19 protein-coding genes and 1 tRNA gene are annotated in these 19,903 nt (G+C 46.3%); 12 read left to right on the top strand and 8 right to left on the bottom strand.

Annotated features, from left to right (window positions below):
* The first annotated feature begins 65 nt into the window (after positions 1 to 65).
* Complete coding sequence (locus J07HQW2_RS12225) at positions 66 to 476, top strand: Rieske (2Fe-2S) protein (RefSeq protein ID WP_021055844.1); 411 nt, start codon at positions 66 to 68, stop codon at positions 474 to 476.
* An 88-nt stretch (positions 477 to 564) separates the two neighbouring features.
* Here J07HQW2_RS12225 and J07HQW2_RS12220 read toward each other — a convergent pair.
* The 3 genes from J07HQW2_RS12220 to J07HQW2_RS12210 form a co-directional block, all read right to left on the bottom strand.
* Positions 565 to 639, bottom strand: a tRNA-Met gene (locus tag J07HQW2_RS12220).
* 69 nt (positions 640 to 708) lie between these two features.
* A complete protein-coding gene (locus J07HQW2_RS12215; protein ID WP_021055843.1) occupies positions 709 to 1,164 on the bottom strand; it encodes a GtrA family protein in 456 nt (151 codons plus the stop codon).
* 2 nt (positions 1,165 to 1,166) lie between these two features.
* Entirely contained in the window at positions 1,167 to 2,222 is a 1,056-nt protein-coding gene (locus J07HQW2_RS12210) for a glycosyltransferase family protein (RefSeq protein WP_048075284.1), read from the bottom strand.
* 351 nt (positions 2,223 to 2,573) lie between these two features.
* Here J07HQW2_RS12210 and J07HQW2_RS12205 point away from each other — a divergent pair, with 351 nt between their 5' ends.
* A complete protein-coding gene (locus J07HQW2_RS12205; protein ID WP_021055841.1) occupies positions 2,574 to 5,063 on the top strand; it encodes a DUF2298 domain-containing protein in 2,490 nt (829 codons plus the stop codon).
* Between the two features lie 4 nt (positions 5,064 to 5,067).
* On the opposite strand, the gene J07HQW2_RS12200 is transcribed toward J07HQW2_RS12205, so the two are convergent.
* Entirely contained in the window at positions 5,068 to 5,325 is a 258-nt protein-coding gene (locus J07HQW2_RS12200; protein WP_021055840.1) for an HAH_0734 family protein, read from the bottom strand.
* Between the two features lie 119 nt (positions 5,326 to 5,444).
* Here J07HQW2_RS12200 and J07HQW2_RS12195 point away from each other — a divergent pair, with 119 nt between their 5' ends.
* The 6 genes from J07HQW2_RS12195 (at position 5,445) to J07HQW2_RS12170 (ending at position 8,554) form a co-directional block, all read left to right on the top strand.
* Complete coding sequence (locus tag J07HQW2_RS12195) at positions 5,445 to 5,726, top strand: 50S ribosomal protein L44e (protein WP_021049973.1); 282 nt, start codon at positions 5,445 to 5,447, stop codon at positions 5,724 to 5,726.
* A gap of 3 nt (positions 5,727 to 5,729) precedes the next feature.
* Positions 5,730 to 5,957, top strand: coding sequence for a 30S ribosomal protein S27e (locus J07HQW2_RS12190; RefSeq protein ID WP_021055839.1), 228 nt, complete (start codon positions 5,730 to 5,732; stop codon positions 5,955 to 5,957).
* A gap of 95 nt (positions 5,958 to 6,052) precedes the next feature.
* On the top strand, positions 6,053 to 6,853 hold the full coding sequence (locus J07HQW2_RS12185) for a translation initiation factor IF-2 subunit alpha (protein WP_021055838.1): 801 nt from the start codon (positions 6,053 to 6,055) through the stop codon (positions 6,851 to 6,853).
* 126 nt (positions 6,854 to 6,979) lie between these two features.
* Positions 6,980 to 7,162 (top strand): RNA-protein complex protein Nop10, encoded by a 183-nt coding sequence (locus J07HQW2_RS12180; protein ID WP_021055837.1) that lies wholly within the window; start codon positions 6,980 to 6,982, stop codon positions 7,160 to 7,162.
* 4 nt (positions 7,163 to 7,166) lie between these two features.
* Positions 7,167 to 7,925, top strand: a complete 759-nt coding sequence (locus tag J07HQW2_RS12175; protein ID WP_048075283.1) for a proteasome assembly chaperone family protein — start codon at positions 7,167 to 7,169, stop codon at positions 7,923 to 7,925.
* A 152-nt stretch (positions 7,926 to 8,077) separates the two neighbouring features.
* The gene (locus J07HQW2_RS12170) at positions 8,078 to 8,554 is read left to right on the top strand and encodes a hypothetical protein (RefSeq protein ID WP_021055835.1); all 477 of its coding nucleotides are present in this window, start codon (positions 8,078 to 8,080) and stop codon (positions 8,552 to 8,554) included.
* A 229-nt stretch (positions 8,555 to 8,783) separates the two neighbouring features.
* Here J07HQW2_RS12170 and J07HQW2_RS12165 read toward each other — a convergent pair whose 3' ends face one another.
* Positions 8,784 to 9,728: a PhzF family phenazine biosynthesis protein gene (locus J07HQW2_RS12165; protein ID WP_021055834.1), complete on the bottom strand. Its 945-nt coding sequence runs from the start codon at positions 9,726 to 9,728 to the stop codon at positions 8,784 to 8,786.
* Positions 9,729 to 9,924: 196 nt separating this feature from the next.
* Between J07HQW2_RS12165 and J07HQW2_RS12160 the strand changes: the two genes are divergently transcribed.
* The 3 genes from J07HQW2_RS12160 to mtnP all read left to right on the top strand — a co-directional run bounded on the left by J07HQW2_RS12160 (position 9,925) and on the right by mtnP (position 12,727).
* Positions 9,925 to 10,689, top strand: a complete 765-nt coding sequence (locus J07HQW2_RS12160) for a phosphoribosyltransferase (protein WP_021055833.1) — start codon at positions 9,925 to 9,927, stop codon at positions 10,687 to 10,689.
* 12 nt (positions 10,690 to 10,701) lie between these two features.
* Positions 10,702 to 11,658 carry an AEC family transporter gene (locus J07HQW2_RS12155; protein ID WP_021055832.1) on the top strand — a complete coding sequence of 319 codons (957 nt, stop codon included), beginning with the start codon at positions 10,702 to 10,704 and terminating at the stop codon, positions 11,656 to 11,658.
* A 169-nt stretch (positions 11,659 to 11,827) separates the two neighbouring features.
* Positions 11,828 to 12,727, top strand: coding sequence for an S-methyl-5'-thioadenosine phosphorylase (gene mtnP / locus J07HQW2_RS12150; protein WP_048075282.1), 900 nt, complete (start codon positions 11,828 to 11,830; stop codon positions 12,725 to 12,727).
* Positions 12,728 to 12,916: 189 nt separating this feature from the next.
* On the opposite strand, the gene J07HQW2_RS12145 is transcribed toward mtnP, so the two are convergent.
* The 3 genes from J07HQW2_RS12145 to J07HQW2_RS12135 form a co-directional block, all read right to left on the bottom strand.
* Positions 12,917 to 13,876, bottom strand: a complete 960-nt coding sequence (locus tag J07HQW2_RS12145; protein WP_021055830.1) for a segregation/condensation protein A — start codon at positions 13,874 to 13,876, stop codon at positions 12,917 to 12,919.
* Between the two features lies 1 nt (position 13,877).
* Entirely contained in the window at positions 13,878 to 17,477 is a 3,600-nt protein-coding gene (gene smc, locus J07HQW2_RS12140; RefSeq protein WP_021055829.1) for a chromosome segregation protein SMC, read from the bottom strand.
* A gap of 129 nt (positions 17,478 to 17,606) precedes the next feature.
* Positions 17,607 to 17,945 (bottom strand): DUF7518 family protein, encoded by a 339-nt coding sequence (locus J07HQW2_RS12135; protein WP_021055828.1) that lies wholly within the window; start codon positions 17,943 to 17,945, stop codon positions 17,607 to 17,609.
* A 472-nt stretch (positions 17,946 to 18,417) separates the two neighbouring features.
* Between J07HQW2_RS12135 and gatB the strand changes: the two genes are divergently transcribed.
* Positions 18,418 to 19,902, top strand: a complete 1,485-nt coding sequence (gene gatB / locus J07HQW2_RS12130) for an Asp-tRNA(Asn)/Glu-tRNA(Gln) amidotransferase subunit GatB (protein WP_021055827.1) — start codon at positions 18,418 to 18,420, stop codon at positions 19,900 to 19,902.
* Position 19,903: the final 1 nt, after the last annotated feature.

The following is a 19,903-nucleotide window of genomic DNA, read 5'->3' as shown; positions in this document are numbered from 1 at the left end:
ATTAGCTAAAACTCACGTGATTGGTACCGCCAAGTTTGAATTCAATCATATCTTATAGGCGATAGATGGATAATTCATGTCGAATTGCTGCGAGTGATAATATATCGGAAGATGAGACACTCGTGTTTACTGCTTCGGCAGGATTTGACACGACAGAGGGAATTCTGACACGTCTTTCCGATGATACAATTGTTGCGTACACGAACTACTGTCCACATTGGCGTGATGTCCGGCTTGATTCAGGATCAGGGGCACTGATTCGTGATGAAACAGTTGTCTGTCAGAAACACGGAGCAACATTTGAGAAATCGAGCGGACACTGTGATTTTGGACCGTGTGAGGGAGCTGTGTTAGATACCTTTGAAATAACAGTCACCGATGGAGACGTTTATCTCACGGATGATGCATGGGACGAGGCTGAGCAGGGGCTTTCCGGGGACCGTGACCTCTCTTCAGGAAGTCAGATTGGGTTCTGATACTCAATTGACGGAAAGACATCCTCTGTGTAACATCCATGTATCAATCACAGATGCGGACAGAATGGATATAGAATGTTGAAAAAAATAGCGGGAGGTAGATTTGAACTACCGATCTCCGGGTTATGAGCCCGGCGGAATCTCCTGGCTATCCCATCCCGCTAATTAAAAAAAGTTCAGCTATCCTGTTAAGGATTGTGTTTCGGCTGTTGTGTGGTAGTTTGCCCTCGATCTATGATTGTATAACACGCCATGTAAGCAGACTTTCTGCAATATAATTTAATCCGAGTGAACTTGCAATCGCGATTGGAATCGGAATGAGTTGCCAAATGTCAAATCCAGCGATGATTATCGTAATTTCAAGCTGTCGAAGCGCACGAACAATAACAAATTGAACGGCTAAGCCACCACTTCTAACAAGATTTGAGCGGATAAACCGACTGATTGTTGGAAGAACTCCCGGGGAACCAATATCTGCGAAGGTCCATCGTTCATTTACCGCAAACATGACGATGATCGCAATCTCTGCTCCGACAAGTTTGGCATACTCATCAAGTAAATCAAAGATGACGATGAGCGCTGTGGTCGTCATGATATCGAAGACCGCCCCAAGGGCACCGACAGAAACAAATTTGCCGAACCGAATGCGAGAAAAAAGCGCATCGACGATACCGCGACTCCAGTCCATTCTTACCCTGCCTCAATCGAATTTTGATCATTTGTGTCGATATTAACATTCACATCCACCTCAGGATTTATTTTCACAGCAGTTGCTGTTTCACTCAATCTGGTTGGCTCAGATGTGGCAACTGAGTCAATGACCGGTTGCGATGATGTTTCGATTGATGCAAGAAGTTGGTGAACTGGATTATGAGCGAGGACTCGTGTACGATGTCGGGCTGTAACAAGCGCACGACCAAGTCGAAGTGCTGTCCGCAAGGGTGAAACAGTGGATCCAGGCTGATCTTTCCAGCAGACGGGAACCTCAGCAATATGATAACCAAGCCCGCTGCTGATTGCAAGCAACTCGATGTCCCAAGCAAATCCAGTGGCATATATGTGCGAACGAACTGCCTGCCATGCATCTGTCGTTATCGCCTTTGCACCGCATTGATAATCGTATAGTTGCTCATCAAGAAACCGACGGGCAAGCCATGCGAAACCATCGCCAAGATATCTTCGACCAAGTGTCTGATGTGCGGCAACGTCAGCCGATGGATGCCGCCGTGAGCCCGCCGCAACATCGGCGTCATCGTTAATAATAGCTCCTAAAACAGTCTCAAAAGATGACGCCGGTGTGCTGCCATCTGCATCCACAAATGCGAGTACGTCAATAGTTGAGGCGGGAGGCGATGTTGTCATATTGATTGTCACATTTGTGCTTTCACCGGACCCCGAGTCAATATCCATCCTCTCGCTCATATCGCTACTGTTCGTAATTGTGGTTGTTGTTGAACTCGCCGTTGTATTTGTGCACGCACATAGCCGTTCGAATCCAGCAGTAATTGCTGCCCCTTTGCCTCGACGGGTGTCAGCAATTGCAATTTCAACAGATGCAGTAAATATCACATTCGAAAGTCGTGAATAAAGTTGATTGAGTAATGATGAAGATGGATCATCAAGCTCAATCCGGAGGACGGCTGGTGATGGTGTCACCTGTGAATCGAGCTGTTGAAGATATGAGGTGAGACGTTCGGGATCAGGCTGATAAGCCGGGATGACAATCCCGATAGAGCGAGTCATCATGTGCAATATCCCCGGTGATGTAAAAAAGAACCCGTTCTCCAAACGAAAGCAGAATAAAAGACAATAATCACTCAAACTGGCTATCAAAATTAAATATAGTAATCGAAATTATGAGTGTGGACAGGAGAGATTTTAGCTGGAAAGGCGATCGTCAATGAGTTAGGATGTGTTGGTCTCCCCGTATCAGATGAAATATGAATGCCAAAGATAGATAGAAACACAAAAATGCAATACTGTTTGACATCTGACGACTGATTGAGTATACGTTAGGCGAAGGTGTTGATTAGGACAAATGATATTCAAGATAACATCAATCACTGATATGCAACCACACTATCCATCCCACAGCTGATGGAGTATTTCATCATTGCACGATGGCTCATCGTCTATGCGGTATTATTCGTTTTGGGACTCCCGATTGCTGCTCGATTGTTCCCAGCGACGAGGAGTCGCGGCGCTGGACTCGCAATTCCGATAGCATTGTTACTGATAAGTCTTCCAGCATACTGGATTGGTCAGCTCCCTGGCGGATGGGGACTCCCAGCACTGGTTGCTGGCATTGTACTGCTTAGCATACTTGCCGGACTTGCTGCAATTGACCTAACCGAATTTCGCAAACGACGGGCACAGATGCAGATACAATTTATTCAAACACTACATCCGAATCGGTGGGCTGTCTATGATACTGTACTCGTTTTCATACTCTCATTTGCATTTATCATCCTCATTCGAGCGTTTGATCCAGCTGTAATTCCAGTTGGTGGCGAGAAGTTCCTTGATTTTGGATTATTGAAGACGCTATCACGGTCATCATCGCTTCCGCCGAGTGACTTCTGGTTCGCTGGGGAACCAGTGAAATATTATTATGGTGGTCATTTGACGACGACACTTCTTGCATGGCTAACTGAGACACCGCCTCGGTTCGCATATAACATTGCACTTGCAGGATACTACGCAACAGTTGTGACAGCCGCCTTCGAAATTAGTGGCACAATCGCGGAAACAAACGGGCATGCACGTCGAGTCGCCGGGACGGCAGGGGCTTTTTTCGTTGGAATTGCCGGAAACTTGCTGACGCCCGCTCGAGTTGTGGTTGCTGCACTGCCACAGTCATTAGAACAGCAGGTTGTAGGGGTCATCGCACAACAGACAGATGATTCAATACAGAATATTGATACTGCATTACAGTCGTTCAGCTATTGGGATGCCTCTCGCATTATTGATGGAACAATAAATGAATTTCCACTTTTTGCATGGCTAAACGGCGATTTACATGCCCATATGCTGAGTACACAAACACTCTTACTTGCGGTTGGGCTTGGATACGCGTATTATCGAACACCGGAGTCTCAACGACGGCGGAGACAAGCACTCGTGTTCGGAGCTATACCACTCACTGCCGCATGGCAGGCAGTCCAGAATACATGGAGTTTTCCGAGTGTCATTGCAGTTGGTGGTCTCGCTATTCTTATCACACCCGCTCAGCCAGTAACACTATTCCCTTGGTATCAAAAACTACGGAGAGGCATAGTCGAAATAACGGATACAGCGGTTAATTCTTACGTCGGTCAAATATACCAGGAGAGCACTCGAATTGGGTGGACTATTGGAATTACGATCGTTAGTGGTGGTATCGCAGCAGGGTTTGCAGCACCGTTTCTTTTTGATACAGCAGCCGGGAGTGGACAGCGTTCTATTGAGCTTCTTGAACCGGCGATGCGAAGCAGCATCGCAGGACTGTTTCTTGTCCACGGTGCATTTGTCGTCGGAATCGGTGGATATCTCTATACACGAATAGTCGATGAGGTAGCTACTGATTCTCGGAGTAGAACACGTGTATTCGCTGGTGTGATTCTGGCAGTGGTAGTGTTCACTGGGCTTATTTGGTTACTAGAGTTGCCAGTGGTAATTATTACACTGCCGGTGCTCATTGCGGCGTGGATTGGTGCGCGGGTAACGCGGACAGTTGGATACGAAGCAGTGTTGATAATTGGTGGTGCAGGGTTGATCACGCTGGTTGAGATCATCTATCTTAACGAGCAAGCCGGTCCGGGTCGTATGAACACAGTATTTAAAACATATGCACAGGTGTGGGTACTGTGGGCAACAGCGATGGGCGTTGCAATCCCAGGGTTGCGTCAGCGAAATACAGTATTGTCAAACTCATCAACGTCAACGGTAGAGCAATCATCAGCCAAATCAGACATATCGGCAGCGACAACACAGACAGATTCGCCGATATCACGTTCGATCAATTCACTAAGATCATTAAATCGGATTATAATTAGCATCGTAATTGCGTGTCTTATTATCAGCACAAGTATGTATGGGATGCTTGCAGTCGGGGGGCACATCGCTGCGGGTCCACCGCCAGGTGGACCAACGCTTGATGCAACTGAATTCGTTGATCGGGCACATCCAAGTGAAGCAGAGGCAATTAATTGGGTTGATACCCGTCGCGGACAGCCAATATTACTGGAAGCGCCTGGAACAACGCGATATCATGATGACTCGCGATCACGAGCAACATATAGTTGGAATGCCAACCCAGCTGCAAGCCTCACGGGTGTACCAACTGTCGCCGGGTGGAGTCATGAAGTTGGATACCGTGGACGGGCTGTTTACCGCGATCGTGTCGCCGATGTCGACTCAATGTATACCGCAAACGCATCCACTCGGATTGCACTATTCAATAAATACAATATTACCTATATTTGGGTCGGACCGAGCGAACACGCCCGGTATGATGATATATCGTTCACAATGAATTGTGTGTCTGTCGCACATCGCTCGGGGAATGTCACTATTTATGCTGTTGACCAATCAGAGATTTCGTCTTGACGTGTCATGTGTCTGGTTCAGAAAGTACAGTAATCGCTTCTGCATCAACAGCAACGACATCAAGAAAGTGTGGGACGTATTGTCGCTTCTCAAACGTCTCGCGTTCGTCCTCAGTGCCGACAGTGCACCACAGTTGTGGTCTACTAGGTCCATGATAATCCCCTTGTTTATCAATCGCAAAACAAACAACTTCCTCACCGTCAACTTTGAGTTCTGCCCCGCGGTGAATACCCAGATTTCCCCGAATAATGAGTTTCTTCATATTCTCTCGTTAGCAAACTCAGGGCTTAACGGCTTCGGAGATAATCCAATCGCACCGGCTCAGAGCGAACCAAACGGGTTTTAACTGGTGATAGCATTCTAAAGATAAGGTAGATACTTATGGAAATGCCACGCCGATTCAACACATATTGTCCACATTGTGATACTCATCATGAACATGAAGTTGAGAAGGTTCGAACAGGTCGTTCGACTGGTATGAAATGGAATGCACGACAGACGCGTCGTGGAAAATCAACAATTGGAAATGCCGGAAAGTTCTCAAAGGTTCCTGGTGGCGATAAACCAACAAAAAAGACACATTTGAAATATATCTGCTCAGACTGTGGAAAAGCGCATATGAGAGAAGGATGGCGTGCTGGTCGTCTACGATTTCAGGAGTAAGCAATGGCAGGAAATTTCTATCAACTGCAGTGTCCAGACTGCAACAATGAGCAAGTTATCTTTGGAAAGGCATCAACCGTTGTCAACTGTGCCGTGTGTGGGACAACGCTCGCAACACCGACAGGTGGTGACGCCGAATTCAATGGCGAAGTGATTGAGACCGTTGAACGGCGCTCGGCTGAAAACGCAATTGCGCGTGTAGATGATGGCGCCGCTGACGCAGATTCATAATTTTTCTTAAACCGTATCCAATCAAGTAAACGGTTGTAACGGAAGATAGACACGAAAACGAATACAAATAAACGCCTAGACATCTATATTTAGATATGAAGTATACTGGATGGCCTGAGTCTGGGGAACTTGTCGTCGGGGAAGTCGATGAGATTGCAGATTTCGGTGTCTTTGTTGATCTTGAAGAGTATGCGGACAAACGTGGGCTCTGTCATATTAGCGAAGTCGCAAGCGGATGGATCAAAAATGTCCGTGATCATGTACGTGAAGGGCAGACGGTCGTTGCAAAAGTACTTGAGGTTGATGAGAGTGCACAACAGATTGATCTCTCTGTAAAAGATGTCAATGATCATCAGCGTAAAGAAACAATCCAGGAGTGGAAAAACGAGCAAAAAGCCGATAACTGGATGGAAATTGCGTTCGGTGAGGATATCGATGATGAACGATACACTGCTGTTGCAAACGCGTTGCTTGCTGAATTTGAAAGTCTATATACAAGCTTCGAGCAGGCAGCGATCCACGGAACTGAAGCATTAGACGGCGTTGAACTCGATAATGAGGAGATTGCTGCAATTGTTGAGACTGCACGTCAAAATGTCTCTGTTCCGTACGTGACAGTCACTGGCTACGTTGATCTTGAATGTCCAGTTGGTAATGGAGTTGATGAGGTGCAATCTGCACTTCAAGCTGCAGAGGGTGACTCACAGACCGTTGGCGATGAGATTGACCTAGACGTTACTTATGTTGGGGCGCCAGAATACCGAATTCGCGTTGAAGCTCCGGATTATAAGACAGCGGAGGGTGCGCTTGAGGAGGCTGCTGGTCGCGCACAGACTGCACTTACCGATGGTGGAACTACAGAATATCATCGTGAACGACGCTCTGATGAGGAGTAGATAACGTACCCTAGCCGTAAGGGATACCTAGCTGAAGTACCCTGGATATATATTTTTTAAACTGCATCCAATGACCATAGGTAACATACATACTGATTATTCAGTATCATAAGGAGAGTATAATAGATGAAATCTGATATTAACGTATGCACACGTTGGAAAGAAAATCACGAACAACCGGTGTATACGCTCGCTGATAACTGTCCGAGATGTGACGCATCAACAGAAAATACTGCACCAGCGCCATTTGACCCAACAGACGCACATGGTGAGTACCGACGCGCTCTTAAACAGCGCGTCCGCCAGTGAGGACATGGAGGATATTGAGATTGAGACAGTCGGGGACGCAATGCTTCGCGACCCAGTGCTTGTCGAGGGGTTACCAGGCGTGGGTCATGTTGGGAAACTCGCTGTTGAACATCTGATTGAAGAGTTTGACTCAGAGGAACTCACCCGAGTGTACGCTGATGAATTTCCACCGCAGGTAACCGTTGATGATAATGGTATCACAGAATTAGCTCATGCATCGTTCTATGCTGTGTCCGCCGATGGACAGGACCTTCTTATTCTGACGGGAGATCATCAAGCGCAATCGCATGGTGGTCATTATCATCTTACTGATACCTTCTTAGATATTGCTGAAGATATGGGTGTTAAGTCGGTATATGCACTTGGAGGTGTCCCGACGGGTGAACTCGTTGAAGAGCCGGACGTGCTCGGAGCGGTTGCCACTGACGCTGGAATTGACCCGTTGGATGACGCTGGTGTTGAGTTTCGTGAGGGTGAACCAGCAGGCGGTATTATTGGTGTTAGCGGGTTATTACTCGGGTTAGGTGAGCGACGTGGACTATCAGCAGCATGCTTGATGGGCGAGACAAGTGGGTACTTAGTTGACCCAACAAGCGCACAAGCTGTCTTGGAGGTACTCGAAACCGTTGTTGGATTTGAAGTTGGATATGAGTCTCTTGAAGAGCGCGCGGAGGAGATGAAAGAGGTCGTCGAAAAGATACAACAAATGCAAGGACAGCAACAGGGAATGCCGGCTGATGATGACCTTCGCTACATTGGATAGTCAGTTTCCTGAACCCGACTGTCGATTCGTGACGATTTGCCAGTAATAATTAATATTGTCGCGTCACGAACTGATATATACTATACTTTATTGCTACGGACAGAAGACTAGCGGGCAGTATATTTGCTCTGATACCATGAACTCGTGTGAAGATGGAGTCAAATCAGCTTCGAGAGGCGTTTATCCGCTCAGATGCGTCACCGTCAGGTAAGTGGTGGATTGATATCCCAGTAGGACTCTCAGTTGGCGATGATGATACATATGCAACTGCTGATGCCGTCTGTCTCACCTCACGGTCACAGGAGCTACCAGAAGTATACCCAGATCACACTGGAACAGCATACGCATTTAATCGAGATGATGAGCGTGTTGGTGTTAATAAATCCGATATGTTCGATGCATTGCGCGAGCGCGACCATTTTGCCGAGGAGACAGTCATGATTGTTGGCTTTGAATCAGGAACATCATCTATCGGGACTGTTGGTGAACTGCTTGCCTATCGTGAGTTGCTTTCCGCAGATTGGGATTGGACGATTGATGAAGTGTTGCTGGTAAGCGATACAGATAGTGATCACGTTAGTTATGTGTGTGGTGAACTTTCGATTCGGGCAATGCGAGTAACTGAGTGATTATTCAAATAGATCCAATCGGCGGGGCTTCTTTATAGCCGTAAGCACACGGACACACCGGAGAATTGCTAACATCGCAGTAGGAGTTGATTACGCTGCGCCGTCTTGTAGTTCAACAGCAGGTCTGTGGATGCCAGCCGCGAGCACCCCATGAGATGACATATCGATCATGACATTCCGGTGTTCGAGACTCCCATGTACTCATATCGAGAGAGAGCTAAACGAGTAGTTACGGTTCAAGAATATCAGTATCCTCTATCTCCGGAATTGTGATTGTTCCATCAAGTGTGATAACAGCATGACCACCGACACGGACACGGCGTTGAGTCGGCGGGGTATCGGACCCATCTTCTTGCTGTTCGGATTGAAGTAACTGTGTGCGGATATATCCTGGACGGTCACAGAAGTGTCCCTGCTCACACCGTATGGTTGACGGAAATGCATCAAATGCATTGAATGTATCAAGATATGCTGTACACGCACCGGCAGCGGTCCCAGTGACAGGATCCTCGGTAATACCAAGCGTTGGAACAAACGCACGAGCATGGAGTGTTGATCCTGATTCAAGTGTATCGAAACTGAATATGTATACGCCAGCAGCGTCATACGACCTTGCAAGTGTATCAATAGCCGCAGCGTCCGGGTTCACATTACTAATATGCTCGAGGAAATTGACCGGAATCATAATAAATGGGAGACCGGTCGAAGCAACAGCGATTGGAAGATCATCGCCGATATCACGGAGCGCGGCGTCATCAATGCCAAGTGCATCAGCAGCATCATTGTACCCAAGAGGAATCGGATTAACAGTTGGTGATTGCTGTACCATCCAAACGGTCCCATCATCATCAATTGTAATTTCGATCACGCCGACATTTGTCTCAATAGTGTGTGTGCCAGCAGCAATTTCGTCGGTCGAATCGAGATATGCATGTGCAGCGATTGTGGCATGACCACAGAGGTCTACTTCTGATGTGGGTGAGAAATATCGAAGCTGCCTCTCAGCAACTGCTGATTCGGTGATAAATGCAGTCTCACTGGCACTAAGCTCAGCCGCAATTGCCTGCTGTTGAGTATCACTCAGCCCGTCGGCATCTGGAATGACCCCAGCAGGATTGCCCGCATGTGAGTCGGTGCTAAATGCATCAACAAGAAGCGCACGACATGAATCCATTCTAATTAGTAGTCAAATTGAATGGTCAAAAAACGCAGTGTTCGAGATAGTCAATTGAACTACCCAGACCTACTCGCTCACTTCACTGTGTTCCATTCGCTGCTTGAGGACGAAGACCCAGCCTGTAAGCATTACATCGGATCAAATTTGTCGAGAAATCCGTTATCAATATACACGAGACCGTCCACGTGCCGATATGAGCAACCTGCCAGATCAATTCAACTGCACAATTACAAATTGGGGGTACATCTATGATCTATGTCGTGACGTGAGTGACCAAATCCGGGCTGATGCATTTGACCCTGATGTCGTTGTTGCACTTGCTCGCGGAGGGTGGTTTGCTGGACGATGTCTCTGTGATTTTCTTGGGCTTGATGATTTGACGAGTTTGAAAATGGAACATTATGTTGGAACTGCACAGACGACAGACAAACCAGAGATTAGATATCCAATGCCTGAAGGAAGTGTTGCAGGGAAAGATGTACTTATTATTGATGACATCGCTGATACGGGTGGGTCGATTGAGCGGGCACATGAGTACGTTAACAATCGAGACCCCGACAATGTGCGAACAGCCACATTACAGCTACTCCAGACAAGTTCATTTGAGCCGGATTTTATTGGCGAGCAACTTGATACGTGGACGTGGATTGTATATCCGTGGAACTTTATCGAAGATATGACTGATCTCCTTGCTGGCGTCATGAAAAAGACCGATGCAGAGACATTCACAATCCCAGACCTTCGGGAAGGACTCAAAGAGTATCATTCGGTCGAGCGAATCGGAATGGAGATTGCACAGCCTGATCGAATGAGGGAAGTCCTTGACGAGATGCAACGTCGTGGATATGTCGAAGCAGTTGGGAAAACTAAAACTAGCGCAGACGGATCAATAGACGAGAATACTGCGCTGTCACAGCCGACTTGGCGAATGCTTGAAACCGATGAGGTTGGAGTATGACCAGCAGCTAACGTGGTTTCACTTATTTCTGTCTTCGCAACGGCAATTTTACCAATCGTCAGTGTTGGGGGTGTTGGATACTTGCTTGGACGGTGGCGATCAATCGATACAGCCGCACTTAATACTGTTATTGTTTACATTCTTGCACCTGCACTTGTTTTCTACAGCCTTGCAACAACAACGCTAGCTCAATCAACACTTCTTCGAACAGGTGTTGCGGTTATTGTCTACCACCTTCTTGTAATAGGTGTCGCTGCCGGAATCGGACGGACACTCAATAAGAGCGAAACAGCAGTTGCAGCACTCATGCTAATAGCTGCGTTTCCAAATTCCGGAAATTATGGAATTCCTGTCTCAAACTTTGCCTTCGGTTCGACAGGACGAGCAACAGCGGCTATATATCTCTCCGTGCAGGGCGTTCTTCTCTACACACTCGGTGTATACATTGCATCGCGTGGTGGGAGAAGTAATCGTCTTGCAGGGATTAAACGCGTGTTTACTGTTCCACTTGTGTATGCAGTCGTTGTTGCGCTGCTCGCGCGAGGACTACAAGTTGTGCCTGCAGCAGACACGACTGTGATGGTAACAATAAAGTTGGTCGGTGATGCGTCGATTCCGTTGATGTTATTAGTTGTTGGAATTCGATTAGCACAGACAGATATCGGATCAACGCTGTCAGCCGTTGGACTTGGCGTTGGATTGAAGATGGTCATTGCTCCGATTATTGGATTTGGTGTTGCGGTTATGATCGGGTTCAATGACCCGGTTGTTGCAAAGACATTTGTTCTTGAATCTGCGATGCCATCAGCAATTACGCCAATAATTCTTGTTGCTGAGTTTGGCTCTGGCGATGTCGCTGGAGTTCCAGTAGCAGAGTTTGTCTCGGCCGCAGTTTTCGTCTCAACAGTTGTTTCTATACCGATATTGACAGTTGTTATTGCAATTCTGAAATCTGGAGTTGTCCTTTGATATAGGATCCAATGTCTTGAGATATCAAGAACAGACCTACGTGTTCAGATGGGCTAGCTCCACTCATCATTGTCAACGTGAGTTATTCAATATATATCACTGTGGAGTTTATATCAATACTACTATAAATACCAATAATGGCTTGCTGATAGCGGAGTAATGGGCGTATATGACCATGATTGGATTCATAGGTGGAAGCGGGATCTATCAATCGCTCGGATTAAAAAATACACGCACAGTAGACGTCGAAACACCATTCGGCGAGCCAGCAGCACCACTGACTGTCGGTGAAGTCGATGAAACAGGTCGTGAGATTGTGTTTCTTCCACGACATGGAACGTCGCATGAATACTCACCGACGACGGTTCCATACCGCGCAAATATATTTGCACTGAAACAAGCAGGTGTGACCCATGTAATTGCCTCAAATGCTGTGGGAAGCCTTCGAGAGGAAATCTCACCCCGGATGCTTGTCATTCCTGATCAAATCTATGATCGAACAAAACATCGCACAGCGACGTTTTTCACTGATGGAATTGTGGCACATCAACAGTTCGCCACTCCATATTGCACAGAGCTTCGGTCAATTATCGCTGATGCAGGAATGAAAAGCACTGCTGAGGATGTCGATATTGTCAACGATGGAACGTATGTCTGTATTGAGGGACCACAATTTTCAACACGTGCAGAGAGCGCATTTTATCGATCACAAGGATGGGATATCATTGGAATGACAACAATTCCGGAAGCGAAACTGGCTCGTGAAGCTGAACTTGCGTATGCGACAATTGCTGGCGTGACCGACTACGATGTCTGGAAAGAAGATACTGAAGTCACACTTGAGGAAGTGTTATCGAATGCTGAACGAAATCAAAAAGCAATCAAATCAGTTCTCACAGCAACTATTGATGCGATTCCAGCTAAACACACATGTGCCTGTCATAGCTCGCTCGCAGGAACAATCAATACATCAAAAGCAGCTATTCCTGAATCAACGCTTGAGGATCTCGATCCACTTATTGGTGAGTATATGAGTGAAGATACTACTAATGCCGAAAAAACAGATTAATTCATATTTGACTAGTTCCGATAATTGATTCTGTTGGCTCTTTACTGAATTGCCGCATTGCACAGTCGTCATGACTATACGAAAGTGGTGAACAACCTCGGGGGCAAGCCCCGAGGCTTCTTATTCCCACAGATTAGTAGGTAAAAGGTTATTATAAAATGGATCAAAAAATACTTATATAAAACAAAATCAATCGTCGTCTGCAACAGCTGTTAGGGACGATTCGGCGTTCACATTCGGTGTCTGTATCCAGAGATCATCAAATAGGTCAGTTTGTTCAAGAACAACCTTGTCACGATGTGAGAGAAACAACAACGCAAGATACGTTGTCACAGGTGTTGACGCAATATCAGCAACCTCAGCGTATAACACCTCAATACGGCCCTTTTCGTACTGCTCTGTTAGCGCTGAATACACCGTTTCGATCTCTGTTTCAATATCTTCACCATGTGCAGTATCGGTGACATCGGCAGCTGTAGGTTCTGCTGCAGCACGAAAGTTATCCGCTGTATGGTAATCAAGTGTTTGTGTTCCGCGTTGATATCCTGACGGGGAGTCTGAGGTATCATATTCTCGACATCGTTTCCACCATGATTCTCGCTCAGCCTCACGAAGTTCCCGAACAAGTTCATCAAGTGTTTCTGGCGATCCACGGGCCTTTTTCCGCTCTAATCGTCGGTCCATTTCAGCCTCAAGGGCGTTTACCGGATCAACAGCAGGGCTCGAATCAGAGTCCGAATTTGATTCCGAGTCACCTGTCATGGGAGCTATATCTGCACTTTGAAGTTCATCCATCGGTCTGGTCCCTGTCTCAAGTGCAACTTCCCACGGTTCAGGCTCAGGTGGATCATCCGTCGAGTCATCGGATTCAATAAGTGCTTCACTCTTCATACGGAGGAGAACCGCTGCATAAAATAACGCTCGCCCGGACGTACGAAGATCCGTTTTATCAAGTCGGTCAAGAAACGCGTCGGTTGCATCAACAACATCAATCTCCCAAGGGTCAATTTCGCCTTCCTCAGCCAATTGAACGAGAACTTCAACAGGCTCAGTTGTGTCTGGGTCCTTAGGAGCTTCCTGATCAGGGTGAGACTGCGTATGATCTGTACCTGTATGTTTTGATTTCTCAGAATGAGAGTCCGATTTCATATTAGTCATCCGCGGGCGCCTCCGGTGACCCATCGTCGCCTTCTAACTGAATCCCGGTTACAGCACTAATATTATTTCCTTGCATCGTTACACCAATGGCACGCTCAGAGCGTTCAAGCAAGGCTGAACGATGTGAAACAACGACGAACTGTGCATCTGCGGCAAGATCATCAACCATCTCTCCAACACGCTCAGCGTTTGCAGCATCAAGGAAAGCATCAATCTCATCGAGTGCATAAAATGGTGCTGGATTATGTCGTTGAATTGCGAATATAAATGCAAGTGCTGTGAGTGACTTTTCACCACCAGACATGGCGTTTAGCCGCTGAATTGGCTTATCTCCTGGTTGAGCTTTCATAGTTAATCCATCATCAAAGGGATCATCTTGATTCTCAAGATGGAGTTCACCGGTGCCATCCGAAAGCCGCTCAAAAATCTCAGTGAAGTTCTGATTGATTGCGGTGAATGAATTCATGAATGTCTCGCGTTTTTCTGACTCAAATCGATTAATTCGTTCCTCAATTGCCTCGCGTTCCTCAACAAGGATATCACGCCGTGAGATTAACTCATCAACTTCTGATTCAACATCATCGTACTCATCAATCGCGAGCATATTCACGGGTTCAAGTGAATCCATCTTCTCACTGAGACGATCAATGTTATTCTCAACTGTATCATAATCTGGGATCTCCGCAGAATCGTATGCTCCGACTTCACCCTCAAGTTCGTCTATTTCCCACTCAAGCCGGTCGATTGCATTGCGAAGTGATGATAGTTTCGCCGACAAGTTATCAACAGTATCACGCGCCGACTCACGCCGGATTTTCGCGGCATCGACTGCTGCCTGGAGATCAGAACGATCAGATTTCAACGAGACAAGTTCATCTTCAAGTTCATCAACAGCTGCACGCTTCTCTTCAAGTGTTGTGTTGTGTGTCTCAATATCTTCCTGAGCAGTTGTAATCGCATCCTGTGCATCCGCTTTCTTTGTCTGTGCTATCTCTATTTGCTCGTTAAGTTCATCAACTGCTTCGTTTGCGTACTGTCGTTCTAACTCAAGTTCGTTCTGACGGGCGTCAAGATCATTAATCTGAGATTCTGCATCATCAATTGCTGTCCGTAGCTCATCCGCCTCAGCAGTAAGTTCAGGAACTGGTGATTCCTCAAGTTCCTTCTCAATCGTTTTTATTTCCTCTTCTGTTGTTGTAATTTCATCGCTGAGACGATTGATTTCATCATCGACTGACTGCATTGTCTCATCAGTTTCTGCACGCTCCTCGCGAAGACTGGCAACGCGACTTTCAGCCTGTTCAATCTCTGTTTTCGTTTCCTCAATCTCTGTTTCAGTAGTGTCAATTCTAGATTTAAGTTCGCGAACACGCTCGCGGGCACTCGCTGCCCGCTCGCGAGCGTCTGATATATCTTCGTCGACAGTGCGAATCTTTGATTGATACTCCTGACGCTGGTCTTCGAGTACTTCGATCTCCTCTGCCAGTCGCTCTAATCGACCACCACCAGAGGTTGAAAATGAATATCGTGATCCACCACCGGACCCACCTGTCATCGCCCCGGAACGCTCGACAAGATCGCCATCAAGCGTAACCATTCGATATTCACCCATGAGTCCGCGGGCTGTCTCCATTGTCTCGACAATGAGCGTCGACCCGAGAACGTATGAAAAAATTGGCGTATATGTGTCATCGTAACTGACCAGATTCTGTGCAAAATCAATCACGCCTTGACGATCTGGCTGTTGTGGAAGCCCACGGTCATCCATTTTTGTAATCGGGAGAAATGTAGCACGACCAGCGTTTCGAGATTTTAGATAATCAATACAGTCAGAGCCAATCGTATCTGTATCAACGACAACATGTGCAAGCCGTCCGCCTGCGGCTGTTTCACATGCAGTCGCATACTGTTTCTCAACAGAGCCAAGTTGTCCAACAGTACCGTGAACGCCGGTACGGTCAGCATTTAGAATCGTTGTAACCGCGCGGGGCCATGATGTATCATTATCTTCGCTTGCATGTCCCTCAAGGGTTGCATATTCGGATTGCTTCGATTGAATGTTCGACCGAATTGTATCAAGTTCGCCTTTCAGCTTTGATCGTTTATTTTGAAGCTCTGAAACGGCATCCTTAATGGTTGATTCATTCTTTTCGGCGATATCAACTTCCGAGTAAAGATCAGACTGCGTTGCTTGCAATGTCGGAAGTTCTTCACGGAGTGTCGTTAGTTGTTCTTTCGCATCAGCAATGTCACTTGCTCGTCGTCGTGTTTCATCGAGTAGTCGGTCTTTCCGACGCTGAGCATCGCTTTGTTTCGTCTTCAGTTCGTTGAGTCGATCGGTTGCTTCTTCAAGTTCGCGTTTTTGCTCATCGTATGCAGCATCAACATTTTCAATTTTGGTTTCAACACCGGCAAGATCATTTTCAAGCGATTCGATTTCTGTGGTAATTGATGCTTTTTCAACTTTTATTGAGCGTATTTCTGTATTAAGCTCCTCAATTTGTTCTTGCTTTCTATCAAGTTGGACGAAAGCGTCTCGCCGGGTACTTTCTGCGTCTGTAATTCGTTCTTCTGCTATCTCAATGTCGTTTTGACGTCGTCCAATCGCACCTTTTATTTCTTCAATCTCAGATTTGAGAGCAAGTTGTTCATCTTCACCTTTGCGTTCAATTTCTGCTGTAAGTGCATCGAGCTCAGCAGTGAGCCGAGAGACATGTTGATTGCGCTGGGAGAGCGTCTCCTCTGCCTCTGTTAGATCAGCACTGACTTCATCAGCTTTCTCAGCCGTTTCACTCCGATCTGTGCGTTTTGATTCAAGTTCTGCTGCTTTGAGATAATTTTCATACTCGTCGCGCTCATCACGAAGTGATTGGTATTTGAGCGCGGTCTCACGTTCATCCTCAAGTTGTGTAAGCCGCGTCTGTTTTTCCTCAATACGGAGATCTGCTTCCTCAATTCGATCTTCAACAGCAGCAAGCTCCTCAAATGCATCATCGCGTTTTGCATCAAATTCAGCAACCCCAGCTATCTCATCAATAATACTTCGGCGCTGCTGTGGCGTCATATTGATAATTTCAGTAACATCGCCTTGCATGACCACATTATATCCCTCGGGAGTAATACCAGCCTGTGCAATGAGATCCTGAATATCAGATAGATTACATGATCGACCGTTGAGGTAGTAGTATGAATAGTAGTTCGTTTCAGTCTGCTTAATACGACGCTTAACACGGATCTCATCAACATCTCCTATCGATTCGCTGCCAGCAGCATTGACGATCTGTGTGCGATTAATCGTCCCTGCACTATTATCAAGAACAACTGTGACTGTTGCCTCAAGTGGACTACCTGATGAGTTGGGTCCGCCTGTGTCTGTGTCAGCGTGTCCGGGATTGTATATAAGATCAGTCAGCTTCTCGGCGCGAATACCACGAGTCCGAGCGAGGCCAAGCGCAAAGAGGACAGCATCAATAATATTTGATTTTCCAGACCCATTCGGTCCAGTAACGACGGTGAAATCCTCATAGAATGGAATCTCTGTTGTACGACCAAAGCTCTTGAAATTATCAAGAACGAGTTTTTTAATATGCATATAATGAGAAAAATGAGTATATAATTACGAGAAGCATCGTAGCGATGAATATTTCATATCCATTTCATAATTCGACACCGGGCACAGTTATATAATATCGCGTGTCTGATTGCCGTTCTGGGAATATTACTATGCAATAATGATATCCGAATCACCCGCAGACTCACCGTCATTTCCGTCAGTATCAGCCGCTGTGTTGCTCTTTGCTTCATTTTGGGACGTTTCCTGAGATGATGCATCTGCTGTGGTCCTAGTTTCAGCCTGTTGTGGTTGCACAGATTCGTCCGCTCCAGCATCGGATTCTGATTCATGACCAATCGAACGGCTCCCGGCTGAAAGATCAATCTCGGTGTTATTTTCAATCAGACGTAGCCGTTCTTTCGTCTCAACAAGCTCTTCAGTCAATCCATTTACAGCCGCCTGTAGCTCCGTAACTTGTGACTCTAGTTCTTCTAGCCGATTACTCATGCTACTATCACTCGTGTCGGGATATATAAACGTATGTCAGACATTTCAACGTACTTTGATATATTCACGTGCAGTATGATTAGCATTTGAGAGTAACTAGGCCAATGCGTGTGATACTCTAATATTAACTAATCGCATTATGTGTAATAAATATATAATGACGACACAGGTCGGGGGAGTTCCATCAAAACGAGGTTCATATTATTATCGACCATGTCGACAAGGATACTGAGTTGAATTGGGCACTGCACCTGCATTAATTGCCTTTAAAATATCATAACTCAATTATGCTGTTCTACAGTATTAGTGTGAATAGCTTCGGTTTTATGCACATATAATAACTGCAATAATAACATTGCTCAGGTTGAGTTGGCGTCAATCACCTCAGAAATAATTTCCAGGCTACTTGTCTCGCAATCTATAGATAATTCGTCCCGTTAGTCTTTAGCCATACTGTGTTGAATAAAGTATAATGACTGCGAAAGCGCTCGTTCAGCGCGATTTTACTGCTGTTATTGGATTAGAAGTTCATGTTCAACTTGAGACTGATACGAAGATTTTCTGTGGTTGTTCGACCCGGAGTAATACTACCGAGCCGAACACGCGAACATGTCCTGTCTGTCTTGGATTACCAGGTGCATTGCCAGTATTAAACGAGGCTGCCGTTAAATCAGCAGTGAAGGTCGGGAAAGCTCTCAATGCAGATATTGCAGAAGAAACACAGTTTCATCGAAAGAACTACTATTATCCTGATCTTACGAAAAATTTCCAGATTTCACAATATGATGCTCCGATTTGCGCTGATGGACAACTCTCAATAACAGTCGAAGGTGACCGCCGAGAGGTTGCTATCCGGCGAGCACATCTTGAGGAAGATCCGGGTAGTCTTACTCATCAAGGCGGGAATATTGATACCGCTGAATACACACTCGTCGATTACAATCGAGCAGGAACACCACTGATGGAAATTGTCACCGAACCAGACTTTCGAAGTCCAGCAGAAACACGAGCATTTCTTAGTAAACTTGAAGAAGTCTTAGAGTATTTGGGGATTTTTGACCCAACAGAAGATGGATCCCTTCGGGTCGATGCAAACATTTCATTGATTCCCACTGAAGAGGTCGATGATGGATCAATTACCCCATCAGCACTTGAGTCGGCAAATCGAACAGAAGTAAAGAATATTTCAAGTCATAAAGGCGCTGAAAAAGCACTCGCATATGAAGTAACGCGGCAGCGAAATGCTGTCGAACGAGGGCGAGCAATTGAGCAAGAGACACGGCATTGGGATGAAAGTCGTGGAATCACTGTCTCAATGCGTTCCAAAGAGGCAGAGAAAGACTACCGATACTTCCCAGAGTCTGACCTTCCGCCATTGGCAGTTGCTGATTGGAAAGATACAGTCTCAATCCCAGAACTCCCTGATGCCCGTCGCGAGCGGTTTCGTGAGGAATATGCGTTAGACACTGAATCTGCCGCAAAGCTCACATCAACGAAAGCCGTTGCAGATTTCTTTGAGAATGTCGCCGAGCAATTTGATCCCGCATTAGCAGCAACATGGGTGGCTGATAATCTCCTTGGTGAACTCAATTATCGTGACATGTCGGTTTCGGATATCGACGATCGGTTTGAAGAGTTTACGTATCTAATCGAATTAGTCGATACCGGAGATATTACCACAAAAAATGCAGAAGAGGTCGTTCTTCGGCGGATGCTTGATGAGGAACTCACACCTGAGGCAGTAATCGAGTCTGAGGGACTTGGTAGAGTAGACGAAGATGCGGTCGTCACAGCGGTCACTGATGCGCTTGATGAAAATCCTGACGCCATTGAGGACTATCATGCTGGCGAGAATGGTGCGGTTAATTTCCTTGTCGGACAAGTAATGCAAAAAACAGGTGGCAGTGCTGATCCAAGTGATGTGAATACATTACTTCGTGAGCGGCTTGAAGAGTGAT

Origin of the sequence: Haloquadratum walsbyi J07HQW2 (assembly GCF_000415985.1) — an archaeon.
GTDB lineage: Archaea > Halobacteriota > Halobacteria > Halobacteriales > Haloferacaceae > Haloquadratum > Haloquadratum walsbyi_B.
The sequence above is the reverse complement of the archived record's forward strand: the minus strand, read 5'-3'. Positions and strand labels throughout refer to the sequence as shown.

Excerpts from the sequence above, each read along its gene's own strand:
- J07HQW2_RS12225 (WP_021055844.1), top strand. The coding sequence starts at position 66 with ATGGATAATTCATGTCGAATTGCTGCGAGTGATAATATATCGGAAGAT.
- J07HQW2_RS12190 (WP_021055839.1), top strand. The coding sequence starts at position 5,730 with ATGGCAGGAAATTTCTATCAACTGCAGTGTCCAGACTGCAACAATGAG.
- J07HQW2_RS12215 (WP_021055843.1), bottom strand. The coding sequence starts at position 1,164 with ATGGACTGGAGTCGCGGTATCGTCGATGCGCTTTTTTCTCGCATTCGG.
- mtnP (WP_048075282.1), top strand. The coding sequence starts at position 11,828 with ATGACCATGATTGGATTCATAGGTGGAAGCGGGATCTATCAATCGCTC.
- J07HQW2_RS12205 (WP_021055841.1), top strand. The coding sequence starts at position 2,574 with ATGGAGTATTTCATCATTGCACGATGGCTCATCGTCTATGCGGTATTA.
- smc (WP_021055829.1), bottom strand. The coding sequence starts at position 17,477 with ATGCATATTAAAAAACTCGTTCTTGATAATTTCAAGAGCTTTGGTCGT.
- J07HQW2_RS12160 (WP_021055833.1), top strand. The coding sequence starts at position 9,925 with ATGAGCAACCTGCCAGATCAATTCAACTGCACAATTACAAATTGGGGG.
- J07HQW2_RS12195 (WP_021049973.1), top strand. The coding sequence starts at position 5,445 with ATGGAAATGCCACGCCGATTCAACACATATTGTCCACATTGTGATACT.
- J07HQW2_RS12185 (WP_021055838.1), top strand. The coding sequence starts at position 6,053 with ATGAAGTATACTGGATGGCCTGAGTCTGGGGAACTTGTCGTCGGGGAA.
- J07HQW2_RS12165 (WP_021055834.1), bottom strand. The coding sequence starts at position 9,728 with ATGGATTCATGTCGTGCGCTTCTTGTTGATGCATTTAGCACCGACTCA.
- J07HQW2_RS12210 (WP_048075284.1), bottom strand. The coding sequence starts at position 2,222 with ATGATGACTCGCTCTATCGGGATTGTCATCCCGGCTTATCAGCCTGAT.
- J07HQW2_RS12170 (WP_021055835.1), top strand. The coding sequence starts at position 8,078 with ATGGAGTCAAATCAGCTTCGAGAGGCGTTTATCCGCTCAGATGCGTCA.
- gatB (WP_021055827.1), top strand. The coding sequence starts at position 18,418 with ATGACTGCGAAAGCGCTCGTTCAGCGCGATTTTACTGCTGTTATTGGA.
- J07HQW2_RS12175 (WP_048075283.1), top strand. The coding sequence starts at position 7,167 with ATGGAGGATATTGAGATTGAGACAGTCGGGGACGCAATGCTTCGCGAC.
- J07HQW2_RS12135 (WP_021055828.1), bottom strand. The coding sequence starts at position 17,945 with ATGAGTAATCGGCTAGAAGAACTAGAGTCACAAGTTACGGAGCTACAG.
- J07HQW2_RS12200 (WP_021055840.1), bottom strand. The coding sequence starts at position 5,325 with ATGAAGAAACTCATTATTCGGGGAAATCTGGGTATTCACCGCGGGGCA.
- J07HQW2_RS12145 (WP_021055830.1), bottom strand. The coding sequence starts at position 13,876 with ATGAAATCGGACTCTCATTCTGAGAAATCAAAACATACAGGTACAGAT.
- J07HQW2_RS12180 (WP_021055837.1), top strand. The coding sequence starts at position 6,980 with ATGAAATCTGATATTAACGTATGCACACGTTGGAAAGAAAATCACGAA.